This is a genomic window from Pseudobutyrivibrio sp. MD2005 (assembly GCF_000621865.1).
GTDB lineage: Bacteria > Bacillota > Clostridia > Lachnospirales > Lachnospiraceae > Pseudobutyrivibrio.
Genome location: NZ_JHXE01000024.1, coordinates 19,364 through 33,929 on the forward strand (window position 1 = coordinate 19,364; position 14,566 = coordinate 33,929).

At 39.7% G+C, this 14,566-nt stretch carries 16 protein-coding genes; all 16 read left to right on the forward strand.

All coding sequences use genetic code 11. The annotated features are described in order from the left end of the window. The 16 genes from T498_RS0109315 (at nucleotide 1) to T498_RS0109390 (ending at nucleotide 14,182) form a co-directional block, all read left to right on the forward strand. Nucleotides 1-1,494 carry a sugar ABC transporter ATP-binding protein gene (locus T498_RS0109315; protein ID WP_028235673.1) on the forward strand — a complete coding sequence of 498 codons (1,494 nt, stop codon included), beginning with the start codon at nucleotides 1-3 and terminating at the stop codon, nucleotides 1,492-1,494. Next, nucleotides 1,484-2,419, forward strand: coding sequence for an ABC transporter permease (locus T498_RS0109320; RefSeq protein ID WP_028235674.1), 936 nt, complete (start codon nucleotides 1,484-1,486; stop codon nucleotides 2,417-2,419). Before T498_RS0109315 ends, T498_RS0109320 begins: the two co-directional genes overlap by 11 nt. A 50-nt stretch (nucleotides 2,420-2,469) precedes the next feature. After that, the gene (locus tag T498_RS0109325; RefSeq protein ID WP_028235675.1) at nucleotides 2,470-3,435 is read left to right on the forward strand and encodes a D-ribose ABC transporter substrate-binding protein; all 966 of its coding nucleotides are present in this window, start codon (nucleotides 2,470-2,472) and stop codon (nucleotides 3,433-3,435) included. Nucleotides 3,436-3,502: 67 nt separating this feature from the next. Continuing rightward, a complete protein-coding gene (locus T498_RS0109330; protein ID WP_028235676.1) occupies nucleotides 3,503-4,486 on the forward strand; it encodes a LacI family DNA-binding transcriptional regulator in 984 nt (327 codons plus the stop codon). A gap of 217 nt (nucleotides 4,487-4,703) precedes the next feature. After that, nucleotides 4,704-4,928: an acyl carrier protein gene (locus T498_RS0109335; RefSeq protein WP_242839227.1), complete on the forward strand. Its 225-nt coding sequence runs from the start codon at nucleotides 4,704-4,706 to the stop codon at nucleotides 4,926-4,928. A gap of 2 nt (nucleotides 4,929-4,930) precedes the next feature. Continuing rightward, nucleotides 4,931-5,386, forward strand: a complete 456-nt coding sequence (accB, locus tag T498_RS0109340; RefSeq protein WP_028235678.1) for an acetyl-CoA carboxylase biotin carboxyl carrier protein — start codon at nucleotides 4,931-4,933, stop codon at nucleotides 5,384-5,386. Between the two features lie 2 nt (nucleotides 5,387-5,388). Then, nucleotides 5,389-6,774 carry an acetyl-CoA carboxylase biotin carboxylase subunit gene (accC, locus tag T498_RS0109345; RefSeq protein WP_028235679.1) on the forward strand — a complete coding sequence of 462 codons (1,386 nt, stop codon included), beginning with the start codon at nucleotides 5,389-5,391 and terminating at the stop codon, nucleotides 6,772-6,774. After that, on the forward strand, nucleotides 6,774-7,553 hold the full coding sequence (locus tag T498_RS0109350; RefSeq protein WP_036978293.1) for an acetyl-CoA carboxylase carboxyltransferase subunit beta: 780 nt from the start codon (nucleotides 6,774-6,776) through the stop codon (nucleotides 7,551-7,553). The genes accC and T498_RS0109350 overlap by 1 nt, the downstream gene beginning before the upstream one ends. Nucleotides 7,554-7,566: 13 nt before the next feature. Continuing rightward, a complete protein-coding gene (accA, locus tag T498_RS15465) occupies nucleotides 7,567-8,367 on the forward strand; it encodes an acetyl-CoA carboxylase carboxyl transferase subunit alpha (RefSeq protein WP_036978295.1) in 801 nt (266 codons plus the stop codon). Continuing rightward, the gene (locus T498_RS0109360; protein ID WP_028235681.1) at nucleotides 8,368-9,297 is read left to right on the forward strand and encodes a beta-ketoacyl-ACP synthase III; all 930 of its coding nucleotides are present in this window, start codon (nucleotides 8,368-8,370) and stop codon (nucleotides 9,295-9,297) included. A 21-nt stretch (nucleotides 9,298-9,318) separates the two neighbouring features. Then, complete coding sequence (locus T498_RS0109365) at nucleotides 9,319-10,254, forward strand: nitronate monooxygenase (RefSeq protein ID WP_028235682.1); 936 nt, start codon at nucleotides 9,319-9,321, stop codon at nucleotides 10,252-10,254. A 32-nt stretch (nucleotides 10,255-10,286) separates the two neighbouring features. After that, nucleotides 10,287-11,240, forward strand: a complete 954-nt coding sequence (fabD, locus tag T498_RS0109370; RefSeq protein ID WP_330372295.1) for an ACP S-malonyltransferase — start codon at nucleotides 10,287-10,289, stop codon at nucleotides 11,238-11,240. Next, a complete protein-coding gene (gene fabG, locus T498_RS0109375; RefSeq protein WP_028235684.1) occupies nucleotides 11,237-11,962 on the forward strand; it encodes a 3-oxoacyl-[acyl-carrier-protein] reductase in 726 nt (241 codons plus the stop codon). The genes fabD and fabG overlap by 4 nt, the downstream gene beginning before the upstream one ends. A gap of 2 nt (nucleotides 11,963-11,964) precedes the next feature. Next, entirely contained in the window at nucleotides 11,965-13,197 is a 1,233-nt protein-coding gene (gene fabF, locus T498_RS0109380; protein WP_028235685.1) for a beta-ketoacyl-ACP synthase II, read from the forward strand. Beyond that, nucleotides 13,197-13,622 (forward strand): 3-hydroxyacyl-ACP dehydratase FabZ, encoded by a 426-nt coding sequence (gene fabZ / locus T498_RS0109385; protein ID WP_028235686.1) that lies wholly within the window; start codon nucleotides 13,197-13,199, stop codon nucleotides 13,620-13,622. Before fabF ends, fabZ begins: the two co-directional genes overlap by 1 nt. 89 nt (nucleotides 13,623-13,711) lie before the next feature. Further along, complete coding sequence (locus T498_RS0109390) at nucleotides 13,712-14,182, forward strand: MarR family transcriptional regulator (protein ID WP_028235687.1); 471 nt, start codon at nucleotides 13,712-13,714, stop codon at nucleotides 14,180-14,182. Nucleotides 14,183-14,566 lie beyond the last annotated feature (384 nt).

Sequence of the window (14,566 nt, forward strand, 5' to 3'; positions counted from 1 at the left end):
ATGAAAATTAAAATGAGTGGAATCAACAAATCGTTTGGTGGAAATCCTGTTTTGCAGAATGCAGGATTTGAGCTAGATGATGGTGAGATTCATGCACTGATGGGGGAAAACGGTGCAGGAAAATCCACACTGATGAAAATATTAACAGGTGTTTACACAAAGGATGCCGGTGAAATATACGTTGATGGCAATGAAGTTTGCTACAAAAATCCTCAGGAAGCAGAAAAAGCAGGCATTGTTTTTATCCATCAAGAGCTAAATGTACTCTTTGATATGACAGTTGAAGAGAATATGTTTCTTGGAAAAGAAATAGTAAATAGATTTGGTGTGTGTGACAAAGCTGCAATGCGAAAAGAAGTTAAAAGAATCCTGGATGTGCTTGGTGTAGATATTAAGCCAGGGGAAAATATGGATATGCTGTCTATCGGCCAGCAGCAGATGATAGAAATTGCGAAAGCCCTGATGGTGGATGCAAAAGTAATTATCATGGATGAGCCAACAGCAGCCCTTACTCAAAAGGAAACAGAAGTACTATTTAAGGTAGTAAGATCCCTGAAAGAAAAGGGCGTATCCATCGTATATATTTCCCACAGAATGGAAGAAATATTTGAGTTATGCGATAGAATCACAATCCTTAGAGATGGCCAATATATAGGTACAAGACAGATTAGTGAGACTGATATGACTGAAGTGGTCAAGATGATGATTGGCCGTGAAATTGGGGAACGCTATCCAGAGAGAGATGTGAAAGTTGGCGACATAGTATTTGAAGTCAAAGACTTGAATTGCCCAGGAGTGTTTAAGGATATCAATTTTAATGTTCATGCTGGCGAAGTGCTCGGAGTTGCAGGATTGATGGGCGCTGGTAGAACAGAGATAATGCAATCAATATTTGGAAATATGCCAAACGTTTCCGGACATATATATATTGAAGGAAAAGAAGTACACAATAAAACTCCAGAGCATGCTATGAGAAACGGCATAGGCTTTATTACAGAGGATAGAAAGACTGAAGGCCTGATGTTGGAAGAAAGTATCATGAAAAATATTGCCATAACTAATTTGGGAAGCATCTCAAAAAATGGTGTACTTAATCGTAAAGCTGAAAATGAAATGGTTAAAAAGGGCATCGAGGATCTAAAAATAAGATGTACTGGCCCAGAACATAGCTGCAATGAACTTAGTGGTGGTAATCAACAAAAGGTAGTATTTGCAAAATGGATTTTCACTAATCCTAAAGTTCTAATTCTAGATGAGCCAACAAGAGGCGTTGATATTGGCGCCAAGAAGGAAATCTACTCTATTATTAATGATTTAGCTGCCCAGGGTGTAGCCATAATCATGGTATCTTCAGAATTGCCAGAGATACTTGGTATGTCAGATAGAGTGATGGTAATAAACGAAGGAAAAATTGGTGGATTCATCGGTAAGGAAGAAGCTAATCAGGAAAATGTTATGATTCTCGCCACAGGAGGCCAAAACAATGGAAAGTAAGAAGGTTATTAATAAGATACAGGATTTAGGAGCGTTGATTGCTTTAATTGCACTCATAATTGTTATTAGCGCAATCAGCCCTCAGTTTAGAACAATCGACAACTTTATGTCATTAGTTAGACAATCATCTATCAATGGATTTATAGCTTTTGGTATGACATGTGTAATTTTGACAGGTGGAATTGATTTATCAGTTGGTTCAACACTAGCATTATCAACAGCATTTTGTGCTTACTTTATTAAGTCTGGAGTGCCTGTTGGCCTTGCGATGATATTAGCGCTGGCTATCGGTGTTGGTTGCGGAGTGATAAGTGGACTTCTTGTAACAAAAGGAAGATTACAGCCATTCATTGCTACTCTTATTACAATGACAGTGTTTAGAGGAATAACAATGATTTTCATGGATGGAAAGCCTATTTCTGGTTTAGGAAACAGCTTTTTATTAAAATTTGTTGGAAAAGGCAATTTATTCGGTATTCCATTTCCAGTAATTTTATTCGTAGTTGTATTCTTAGTATTTTTATTTGTCCTACAAAAAACTGTATTTGGAAGAAGAATTTACGCAACAGGAAGTAATGCAACATCAGCCAAATTATCAGGTGTAAACATTAACAAGACAAAGCTTATTACATATGCAATTTCAGGCGGCATGGCTGCACTTTCTGGATTGATTTTGTTATCAAGACTTGCATCAGCTCAGCCTACATTAGGTGATGGCTATGAATTGGATGCAATCGCATCTGTAGCACTTGGTGGAACAAGTATGAATGGTGGCCGAGGAAGAATATGGGGAACATTCGTAGGCGTACTTATCATTGCGGTATTAAATAACGGATTAAATATCCTTGGTGTTTCATCTTATTATCAGTCAGTTGTAAAGGGAATTGTCATCCTCATTGCCGTTCTTTCAGATAGAAAACGTTAGTGAGGATTGAGAATAATAATTAATTTTATCTATTGGGAGGTAGAGAAACTATGAAACTAAGAAGATTATTCACTATGGCGTTAGCAGGTTTAATGACACTTGCAATGGTTGGTTGTGGAGCAGTTGGAATTGATGGAGAGACTTCATCTGATACAACAAAGACAGAGGCTACAGCGGGCTCTGATACAACTGTAACAGGATCAGGTTCAGTTGGTTTATCTGTTTCTACATTAAACAATCCATTCTTTGTTACATTGCAGGAAGGTGCACAGTCAAAGGCTGATGAGCTTGGCATAGACCTTATCGTTGTAGACGCAGGTGATGATTCTGCAAAGCAGGCAAGTGATATAGAGGATTTAGTATCTAAGGATATTTCAGTGCTTATTGTCAATCCGGTAGATTCAGATGCTGTTGCTCCTGCAGTAGAGGATGCAGTTGCAAAGGGAATCAAGGTAATCGCAGTAGATAGAGTTGTAAATGGTGTAGATGTTGATTGCTCTATCGCTTCAGACAATGTTGCAGGTGCACAGATGGCAGCTGATTATTTAGTTGAACTTGTAGGTGAAGGAACAAAAGTTGCAGAGCTTGAAGGTGTAAATGGTGCTTCAGCTACAATCGATAGAGGCGAAGGCTTCCACAAGGTAGCAGATGAAAAGCTTGATGTTGTAGCAAGCCAGACAGCAAACTTCAACAGAGCAGAAGGTATGTCAGTTATGGAGAATATCCTCCAGGCAAATCCAGACGTTAAAGCTGTATTTGCACACAATGATGAGATGGCTTTAGGTGCAGTTGAGGCTATTGGCGGAAAAGATATCGTGGTAGCAGGCTTTGATGCAACAGATGATGCAATTGCAGCAGTAAAAGATGGCACAATGGCATGTACAGTAGCACAGAAGCCAGACCTTATGGGTGCAACAGCTGTAGAGGTAGCACAGAAGCTTATGAATGGTGAGACAGTTGAGAAGTCTATGCCAGTAGAGGTTAAACTTATCACAAAAGATAATGTAGAAGAATAATTAATTGTTGGTTTACTTATGGTAAAATTACTGTAAGTAAACCACTTTAATAAATGGAGAAATAGTAATGGCGACAATAAGAGAAGTTGCAAAGCTTGCAGGTGTATCTCCAGCTACTGTTTCAAGAGTAATGAATGGAACTGCAAAAGTTGACGACGAGAAAAAAAACAGAGTATTAGATGCAATCAATAAGACTGGCTTTCAGCCTAATCAGCTGGCTAGAGCATTATTTAAAAATTCATCAGGACTGGTGGGGTTGATTGTTCCTAATATAGACAACCCATTCTTTAGTGAATTGGCCAAAATTATTGAAGAATCGGCATTTAATCGTGGATACCATATTGTGCTATGTAGTTCAGGTAATAATACTGATAAAGAGCAGAGTAACATAAGAATGCTTAGTCAGATGAAAGCTGACGGCATAATTCTCATTACAAATGGCGAGCACACAGAACAGATGCTTCAAGAAGTAGATATGCCAGTTGTAGTTGTTGATCGTCATATGACAGATGGTGGTGAGATTGCCTTCATTGAATCGGATAATTATCATGGCGGTAATCTTGCAACACAGCATTTATATGATTGTGGTTGCAAAAATATAGTTTGTCTCAGAGGGCCACAGGAGTTTACCAGTGGTAGGCTCAGATACAATGGCTACAAGGATATTTGCGAAAAGTATAATTTGCAGGAAATGTATATAGACACTGAATATAGTTTTGAGGCAGGTGTAAAAGCGGCAGAATTAATGCTTGAAAAATATCCCCATGTTGATGGTATTGTGGCTGCAAATGATATAGTCGCAATATCCACCTATAAGGTGCTAAAGAGCAAAGGAATCAGGGTACCGGAAGATATTCAACTGGTAGGCTTTGATGACATAAGATTTAGCAGCCTTATGACTCCGGAGCTTACTACCATAAGACAGCCGATATCAAGGATGGGACAGCTTGCTGTTGATATTATCTGTAATTATGCAGAGGGTGTACCATACGAAAAAGAATCTGTTTTAGATGTGGAACTGATTCAAAGGGAAACAACAAAAGTACAGTAATAAATACAATTTAAATACAAAGAGAAGTTAAGTGCGGAATACTCCCAATTTTACGGGGATTAAGCGCATTTGGCTTCTCTTTTTTGATAATTATTATCTGAAATATTTATTTAAAAAACTTGACTTTTTCTTATCTTTCTTTATTATAGTCATTGTTAGTTTATAACTTTTTAACTAATGCATTTTAATAATAAGCAAAGAAAAAGGAGATTACATTATGTTTGAAGTAGTAAAGGAAGTAATTATTGATACACTTAGCTGTGCAGCTGATAAGGTTACAATGGAGGCTAACCTTTTCGATGATTTAGGAGCAGATTCTCTTGACGCAGTTGAGCTTTCACTTGCTGTAGAAGAGAAGACAGGTATCACAATTGATGAGGATGCAATGGCAGAAATCAAGACAGTAGCAGATATCGTTAACTATTTAGAGGCACATAAATAATCATGGAAATTACAGAAGTAAAAGAGCTATTAAAGGCTTTTGATGAAAGCGATAGTACATTTCTTTCATTAGAGCAGGATGGTGTAAAGCTTAAGTTAAAAAAGGCTGGTAACGAAGTAGTCTTCGCGGCACCACAGACAATCGAGAAAACAGTTTCGAATACTCAAATATCTAATAATGTGGCATCAGACATAGAAACCACAAAAGAGGAATTAGAAGAGGGCGAAAAGGTTCTAGCACCACTTGTTGGCGTATTTTACGCAGCACCTTCTCCAGAGGAAGACGCATACGTACAGGTAGGCGATAAGGTTAAGGCTGGACAGATTTTATGTCTTATCGAAGCAATGAAGATGATGAGCGAAATCACAGCACCATGTGATGGTGTTATCAAGAAGATTTACGTTAAGAATCAGGACGTTGTTGAGTTTGAAGCCCCACTATTTCTCATAGGAGATTAAACATGTTTAAGAGAATTTTAATAGCTAATCGTGGTGAGATTGCAGTTAGAATTATCAGAGCATGTATGGAGATGAATATCGAATCAGTTGCAGTTTATTCTACAGCTGATAAGGATTCACTTCATGTAAAGCTTGCCACGAAAAGTATCTGTATTGGACCTGCCAGAGCAGCAGACAGTTACTTAAACATGGATGCCATAATTACAGCAGCTCAGGTTACTGGCTGCGATGCACTTCATCCGGGATTTGGATTCTTATCTGAGAACTCAGATTTTGTTCGCAAGTGCAATGAAGCAGGAATAGTGTTTATAGGTCCAACTGCTGATGCAATGGATGCTCTTGGAAACAAGGCAACAGCCAGAAAGATTATGATGGCCGCAAAGGTTCCTGTAGTACCAGGATCTGAAGGTCCTGTAAAGGATTACAAGGAATTAGAAAAAGTCGCTAAGAAGATTGGTTATCCAGTTCTTATAAAAGCAAGTGCTGGTGGCGGTGGTCGTGGTATGCGTCGTGTGTACCATAAGGAAGATTTGAAGAAGCTCTACGAGGAAGCTAAGGCAGAGACAATGGCTTGCTTCAATGATGATGAGATGTATGTTGAAAAGCTCATTCTTAATCCTAGACACATCGAATTCCAAATCTTAGCTGATGAGCATGGCAATGTTATTCATTTGGGAGAGCGTGATTGTTCTATACAGCGTAAGAATCAAAAGCTTATAGAAGAAAGCCCATGCATGTTTATAAATGACGATTTGCGTAAGGCAATGGGTAAGGCTGCGGTTACAGCAGCAAAGGCAGCAGGCTACACAAATGCTGGTACAGTTGAGTTTGTTTTGGATGAAAAGAATCACTATTACTTCATCGAAATGAACACACGTATCCAGGTTGAGCATGGTGTCACAGAAGCCGTTACAGGAATCGATTTGATTAAACAGCAGATAAGAATCGCTTTCCACGAGCCATTAAAGTTAAAGCAAAAGGATGTTAGACTCAATGGCTATGCCATGGAATGTAGAATCAATGCAGAGGATCCTTCAAAGGGATTTATGTCAAATACAGGCAAGATTAGCTTCTTGAATGTACCAGGCGGCCCTGGAGTAAGAGTTGATACTCTTCTTTACAACGGATACGAAACAAGCCCATTCTACGATTCAATGATGGCAAAAATTATAGTACATGCCCCAACTAGACTTGAAGCAATTAGACGAATGAGAAGGGCATTACTTGAATTAGTTACAGATGGTATTAAAACAAACGGCGATTTTGATTATTTGCTATTACACCATCCGGATTTCGTAAAAGGTAATTATAATGTCAGCTTTATCGAGAATCACTTAGACGAAATATTGTCTTGGGATAAGGCTGCAGCAGCTGAAGAGGATGAATAATGACAAGTATAGTCGATAGAAGAAAAAACAAATTTAATAGATATAAGGACTTACGTGAGAATCCTACTGAACTCTTAGAGCCACTTATTAAGCCAGTTAAAGAATATGATGTGGAAGACAGAATCAGAGATATTGCTGACGAAGGCACCTTTAAAGAGTTTAAATTTGAATTTCCTGAGACTAACCCACTTGAGTTTGAGGGTTATGTTGATAAAAAGGAAAGCTTGCGATCTGAAGTAAATAGTCACGATGCAATCGTGGCAGGAACTTGCAAAATAGATGGCTACAAGGCTGTACTTGCTATTATGAACAAAAAATTTATGATGGCATCTATGGGAATGGAGCTTGGCGAAACAGTTTGTAAAGCTGCAGAATACGCCATGGCCCACAGATTGCCACTCATTATCTTCTGTGCAAGCGGCGGTGCCAGAATGCAAGAAGGAATAATGAGTCTTATGCAGATGGCAAAGACAAGTGCTGTAATTGAAAAGTTTAAAGAGGCAGGCGGATTATACATTTCAGTGTTGACTCATCCAACTACCGGAGGAGTTAGCGCAAGCTTCGCAACACTTGGAGACATCACTTTGGCTGAGCCAAAAGCATTAATTGGTTTTGCTGGCCCTCGTGTTATTGAACAGACAATTGGGCAGAAGCTTCCAGAGGGCTTCCAAAGAGCAGAATTTTTGGAAGAACATGGTTTTATTGATGCAATAGTCAGACGTGACGAGATGAAATCAGTTTTAGGTAGATTGTTAAAGCTTCACTGTGTTAAGGCGTGAAGGGAGGATAAATATGAGTGCAATTGAAAAAGTTATGATTGCTCGTGACATTAATCGACCAAAGATTACAGATTATATCGATAATTTGTTTACGGATTTCTTCGAGCAAAAGGGAGATTTTTTAGGCAAAGAAGATGGAAGTATTTACGGTGGAATAGCTCTTTTCCATGGCAAGCCAGTTACAGTGCTTGGACATAGAAAAGGCCGTACTGCTGAGGAAAACGTTGCTTGCAACTTTGGAATGCCAGGACCAGAGGGCTACAGAAAAGCTCTTAGGATGATGAAGCAGGCTGAAAAGTTTCACCGTCCTATCATTACTTTCGTAGATACTCCAGGAGCATATCCAGGACTTGAAGCAGAAATGTATGGTCAGGCATGGGCTATTGCAGACAATTTGGCAAAGATGAGCGCCCTTAAAGTACCTGTTATTACTATTGTGACAGGTGAAGGTTCTAGTGGTGGTGCGCTTGGAATTGCTGTAGCGAATAAAGTATATATGCTTGAAAATGCTATATACTCGGTACTTTCTCCAGAAGGATTCGCTTCGATTTTATGGCATGACAGTACCAAAAGGGATGAGGCCGCTGAGGTTATGAAATTAACAGCTCAGGATTTATATGACTTAAATGTCATTGATGGAATAATTCCTGAGATGGATCTTTATAAAGCGATAGATAAACATATCGTAAATGCGTTAGAAGATTTAGCTGATTTATCTGATGAGCAGCTAAAGCAGGATAGATTTGAAAAATTTAGATTCTTTGATGAGGAATTCTTAAAGAACACAGCAAAGACTAGAATGGAAGTTGTATAAATGACTGGTATAAAGATATTGGCAACAGGTAAGGCTGTGCCAAAAAATGAAATTACTAATGATGATTTGGCTAAGATAGTTGAAACAAGCGATGAATGGATAAAGCAAAGAACTGGTATGAGCGTCAGACATTATGTGAATGATGAAGAATGTCATACACAGTTGGCTGAACAGGCTGCAGCGAAGGCTATTGAAAAATCTGGCATTGATAAATCAAAGATTGGAGCCGTTATCGTATGTACGGTTTCAGCTGATTATTTTTCACCATCCACCGCATGTTTGATTCAGGGAAGACTTGGATTAGAAAAAGAAATCATAGCATTTGATCTTAATGCCGCATGTTCAGGATTTGTATTTGGATTAGAAACAATCAGAGCTCTTATGATGGCTCGAGGTACACAGTATGGCCTTGTTATAGGTGCTGAAGTGCTTTCTAAGAAGATGGATATGACTGACAGAGGCACTTGTGTATTGTTTGGTGATGGTGCGGCAGCCGCAGTTGTAGAACTTTCAGACACACCTTACACATCAGTAATTGGTGTAGATGGTGATGAAGATATGATTAATGTCAAATCACCAAATGGATTTATTCACATGGATGGTCAGGGTACATATAAGTTTGCGGTAGCTACAGTTCCAAAGCTTATTGAGCAGGTAGTTACCAAAGCCGGTTTGACTTATGACGATATTGATCATTATGTGTTACATCAAGCAAACTTGAGAATAATTGAATCCATTGCCAGAAAAGTTAAACAGCCAATGGACAAGTTTGTGGTTAATATCGAAAAATATGGAAACACATCCGCTGCCAGCGTAGGCTTAGCACTTGATGATGCATTTGAGGCAGGCAGCATTAAGCCAGGCGACAAAGTTCTTATTTGTGCATTTGGAGCTGGTCGCACATGGGGCGCGGTAATTGTGGAAATGTAATAGATGGAGTTGAGGACTGATATGAAGTTAAGTGATTTAACAGGTACAAAATATAGTGTGATTCAAGGCGGTATGGCCAACATCGCAACTGGTGAATTTGCAGCAGCTTGCTCAAATGCTGGAGCACTTGGATTGGTTGCAAGTGGCGGAATGAATGCCGAGGCATTAAGAGAGCAGATTAGAATTTGTAAGAGTAAGACTGACAAGCCATTTGGTGTAAATCTTATGCTTATGAATCCAGATGTTGATAACATTGCTCAGATGTTAGTTGAAGAAAAGGTTCAGTTCATAACAACAGGAGCTGGTAATCCTGGAAAATATATGAAGGCTTGGAAGGAAATGGGAGCAAAGGTATTCCCAGTAGTTGCTTCTGTAGCCCTTGCTAAGATAATGGTTAGAGCTGGTGCTGATGCTATTATTGCAGAAGGTGGAGAATCAGGTGGACATGTAGGCGATATGACTACTATGGCACTTCTTCCACAGGTTGTAGCAGCAGTAGATGTTCCAGTAATTGCTGCAGGTGGTATTGCCAGTGGTAAGCAGATGGCAGCAGCAATGATGCTTGGCGCATGTGGTGTTCAGGTAGGTACATGCTTACTTGTATCTAACGAATGCCCAATTCACGAGAATTACAAGCAGACATTAATCAAGGCAAAAGATAATGCAACAACAGTTACAGGACGTTCACAGGGCGCTCCAGTAAGAATCATCAAGAATGAGATGGCTCGTGAGTATCTTAAGCTTGAGGCAGAAGGTGCTGATAGAGAGCGTTTGGAAAAGATTACACTTGGTGGTCTTCGCAGAGCGGTATGCGATGGTGATATGATTCGCGGCTCTGTAATGTCAGGACAGGTATGCGGACAGCTTCAAGCAATCCGCCCAGTTGCAGAAATCGTAGAAGAAATGGTAGTAGATGCAAAAGAATGTCTTGCTAACGCATCTACAATAGCTATATAAGAAATCACAAACAAAGCAAAGGAATAAAGATTATGCTAGGAATTGTATATGCAGGTCAAGGTTCTCAGAGAGTGGGAATGGGCCAGGATTTTTATGAGCAGTATGAAAGCTACAAAGACACAATTGATGAGGCAACTAAGGTAGTAGCTAAGGTCACAGATATAGACTTAGCAAAGCTTTCTTTTGAGGGACCAATGGAGGAGCTTTCAAAGACTCAATACACTCAGCCAGCAATGGTTGCATTTGCCATTGGTGTAACAAAGCTTTTAAAAGAGGAAGGTATAACAGCGGATTATACTTGTGGCTTAAGCCTTGGAGAATATTCTGCATTATACGAAGCAGGCGCTTTAGACGAGGCAACAATCATGGAGCTTATCGCAAAGCGTGGTAAGTACATGGCAGAAGCATCTGAAGGATTAGATGTAAAGATGGCAGCAGTACTTGGTATGGATAGAGAGACAGTAATGGAATGCTGCGACAAGACAAATGGTGAGCTTAAGGGAGAGAAAATAGTTCAGGCTGCAAACTTCAATTGCCCAGGACAGATTGTTATTTCTGGTGATGCACTTGCAGTAGACAAGGCAAGCGCTTATTTGAAGGAAGCAGGAGCAAAGAGAATCCTTCCATTAAAGGTAAGCGGACCATTCCATACAAAGCTTATGAAGCCAGCAGGCGATAAGCTAGCCAAGGAATTTAGCCAGGTAGACTTCAAGGAAGAGAAGTCAAAGGTTATTTTCAACTGCCTTGGAAGAGAAAAGAATCAGGATGAGTCAGTTGCTGACTTGTTAGAAAAGCAGGTTCAGTCTTCTGTTTATTTAGAGGATTCAATCAAATATATGAAAGAGGCTGGTGTAGATACAATTATTGAAATCGGCCCAGGAAAAGCAATTAGTAAGTTTATTAGTAAGACTGTAGATGACGTTAAGGTATATTCAATTGATACAGTTGATGACTTCGTAAATACGGTAAAGGAGCTTAGAGCATGAGTGTAGCACTTATAACTGGCGGTAGCCGAGGAATTGGTAGTGTAATTGCTGAACAGTTGGCAAAGGACGGATTCGATATTGCAATCTGTTATTCAGGCAACGAGGATGCAGCACAAAAGACAATTGAAGCATGTAAGAAGCATGGCGTTCAGGCTATGTATATCAAGGCTGATGTCAGCAAGGCTGATGATGTTACAGCTATGTTTACACAGGTTAAAGAACTTCTTGGACCTGTAGATGTACTTGTAAATAATGCAGGTATCACAAAAGATGGCTTACTTCTTAGAATGAGTGAAGAAGATTTTGATAAAGTAATTGATATAAATCTAAAGGGTACATTTTTCTGTACTAAGGCTGCCATCAAGGACATGATGAAGGCTAGACATGGTCGTATCATTAACATCACATCTATCGTAGGTGTTAAGGGCAATGCAGGTCAGGCAAACTATTCAGCAAGTAAAGCCGGAATTATCGGATTTACGAAGTCAGTAGCAAGAGAGTATGGCGCAAAGGGTGTAACAGTAAATGCAATTGCACCTGGCTTTATTCAGACAGCTATGACAGATGAATTACCAGAAGAGGTAAAGAAATCATACTTAAGCCAGATTCCGCTTGCCAGATTTGGTCAGGCAGAGGATGTGGCAAATGCAGCAGTATTTTTGGCGTCTGAGAAAGCTTCCTATATTACTGGACAGGTAATAGAGGTTACTGGAGGAATGTAAGAATGAAAAGAAGAGTAGTTATTACTGGAATGGGAACTGTTAATCCACTTGCTAATAATGTGGATGAAACATGGGAAGCTGTAAAGGCTGGTAAGTGTGGAATAGCTCCTATCACACATTTTGATGCATCTGATTTAAAGGTAAAGCTTGCAGGTGAAGTAAAGAACTTTGATGCAGCAGAGATTCTTGGTCCTAAAGAGGCAAAGAGAATGGATGTATACACACAGTATGCATGTGTAGCTGCAAAGGAAGCCTTTGAGGATTCTGGCATCGATATGGAAAAGGAAAATGCAGATAGATTTGGATGTATCGTTTCATCTGGTATCGGCGGACTTTCTACAATCGCAACAGAGCATACAAAGGGCGAGGAAAAGGGATATGGAAGAATTTCTCCATACTTCATTCCTATGTCAATCAGCAATATGGCAGCAGGTCAGATTGCAATCATGTATGGTCTTAAGGGTATGTGTACATCAGTTGTTACAGCTTGTGCAAGCTCAAATAATGCAATTGGTGATGCCTTCCACAGAATCAGAGATGGTTATGAGGATATGATGTTATGCGGTGGTGCAGAAGGTGTTGTTATGCCACTTGCAATTGGTGGTTTTCAGTCTATGAAGGCACTTTGCACTAGCGAAGATCCAAACCGTGCATCAATCCCATTTGATAAAGAGCGTCATGGCTTTGTTCTAGGCGAAGGCGCTGGTATCTTAGTTATCGAAGAGCTTGAGCATGCTCTTGCCAGAAATGCAAAGATTTATGCAGAAATAGTTGGATACGGCTCAAACTGCGATGCTTATCATATCACAGCTCCTAATCCAGAAGGAGAAGGCGGAGCAAAGTGTATGGCACTTGCAGTAGCTGATGCTGGTCTAGAAATGAAGGACGTTGATTATATCAACGCACATGGTACATCAACAAGCCTTAACGATGCAGGTGAGACACTTGCTATTAAGAAGGCATTTGGTGATCATGCATATGAATTAATGGTAAGCTCAACAAAGTCTATGACAGGCCACTTGCTTGGAGCTGCCGGAGCTGTTGAAGGAATTATTACATCACTTGCTGTTAAGGAAGGATTTGTTCCTGCAACAATCAACTATCGCGAGAAAGATGAAGCTTGCGACTTAGACATCGTTCCTAACGTAGGTAGAAAGGCAGATATTAAAGTTGCCCTTTCAAATGCTTTAGGATTTGGTGGTCACAACGCATCAATCGTAATTAGGAGGTACTAATGGAACTCAATTCAGTAGAAATTCAAAACATTTTACCTCATCGTTATCCATTTTTATTAGTGGATAGAATTAATGAGTGTGAGCCAGGCCAGTACGCTAAGGGCATCAAATGTGTAAGTGCTAACGAAATGCATTTCATGGGGCACTTCCCTGGTCATCCAGTAATGCCAGGAGTACTTATCATCGAAGCATTAGCTCAGGTTGGTGCTGTAGCACTTCTTACAGAAGAGGAAAACAAAGGGAAGCTTGCATTTTTTGGAGGAATTAAGAATGCAAGATTTAAACGACAGGTTGTTCCAGGTGACGTTTTAGAGCTTGAATGTAAGCTTACATCAAGGAAAGGACCAGTTGGTTTTGGTGAAGCTGTAGCATATGTTGATGGAGAAATTGCAGCAAAAGCTGAAATTTCTTTTGCCATAGGCTGAAAAATTGAGTATGATATTCCTTAGGGATAAATGCAACCGGTTAAGTGCATTTATTTGTTGAAAGAAATTATACAAGATAGGAGCCAAAAATGTTAGAAGAGAACCGAACACTTGAACAGAACCTTACAGAGGTTTATACAAAGTTCAAAATTCATTTTTATCAGGAAATGTTTAAGAAGCTACAATCACGAGAGACATCACTTTCTATTGTTGAGCTCTTTTGTGTAGAAATTATATATGCTCTTAACAATCCTACAATCAAGGAATTCGCAGATTTTATCGGTGTATCATCACCAAATGCTGCTTACAAGATTGCCTGCTTAATCGAAAAAGGTTATGTGGACAAAGTTCAGAATGAAAATGATAAGAGAGAATATCATTTACATGTAACAGACAAGTACCTTGAGTATCTTAACCTTTCTCAGGGATATGTTACTACTGTTGCACAGCGTGCTGAAGAGCGTTTTACAGAGCAGCGTATTGAGACATTAAACGATATCCTTTCAGATATGTCTAATGACTTAATGCCAGAAGTTAATATTCCAGATTTGCGAATCTAGTATTAAAAAAGGATTCAGCGATTATCATGATAGATAGTCGCTGAATCCTTTTTTTTCGCTGTGCGCCTAGCGGCGCACGTTTCTAACGGGTTCAAGTCCCGAATCCACCCGGTAGTGGGAAGGATATAGCCGAAGGCAAGGGTGTCCGCCGCGAGGTGGAATCTGAAGGAAGCTGGATGTGGGGAACATACTAACCCACGGGCAAATCTCCGGTCTGACGTACAGAAATCTCATACGAGGTTATGCATGAGGGTAAGGCTGCATCACAAGTCGAAGCCCAATAACTACACGGAATCATGCATGATAAATGAGGCAGATAGATGGAGAGGAAGAAACGTGTGGTACCTAGGGAGGTCTGTGTGAAACGCTCCGAAAGGAGTAACC